Consider the following 668-nt stretch of genomic DNA (forward strand, 5'->3'; position numbering starts at 1 on the left):
CAATGGGCAGGCCTATGTGGGTTACAAACTTATTTTTGATTTCAACAAAAATGATATTGGCAGGGTCATGCTTGAATGCGCTGTTGCGCAAAATTCTGCCTTAGGTGCAAAAAATCTGGCCAGCTACCATCGTGTGGTATCTAAAGACTTAGGGCTTATGCTTCAAGCACTGCAAAAATCAACCGAATTGGGCAACTCAATGGCTGCATTTGATTTGTATCTCATTTTTGATCGTGGTAACACAAGTATTTCCGAACATGCTCCAATAGCTATTGATCTTGAAAGATCACGACGCTATAAGAAAATTTCAGATGTCCTAGATAAAAAACCAGGTGCACAGCTCCCAGAAATCAACAGCATTGTTCCTCTGCCGCCAGTGCCCCTTCCCGAATGGGATGGCAGTTTTTCATTCCAGCGCCAACCTTCCGCGCAGTAATGCCCATGTATCCAGCCCGCATGTCCCCTATACGGCTTTTTAAAAGCACTGGCTTATGCGCCATGGTTTTATGGCTGGCGGCATGCAGCGCAGAAGTGGATGCCATCCACACCATGACCCTGCCCAGCCCATCGCCCGCGCCTGATTTAAGCTTTACCTGCGTGCATTCGCGCGATGCAGACATCCCCGTCACCCCCGAGGCGCAGGCACTGTTTGACAAAGCCCGCGCCCC

1 protein-coding gene is annotated in these 668 nt (G+C 49.3%); it reads left to right on the forward strand.

The genetic code is table 11. The features are described from left to right. Window positions 1-436: DUF6396 domain-containing protein (locus QEP11_RS14310; protein ID WP_284337330.1), on the forward strand; the 436-nt coding region annotated here is incomplete at its 5' end. Window positions 437-668 lie beyond the last annotated feature (232 nt).

Source organism: Comamonas halotolerans, from assembly GCF_030162935.1.
GTDB lineage: Bacteria > Pseudomonadota > Gammaproteobacteria > Burkholderiales > Burkholderiaceae_C > Comamonas > Comamonas halotolerans.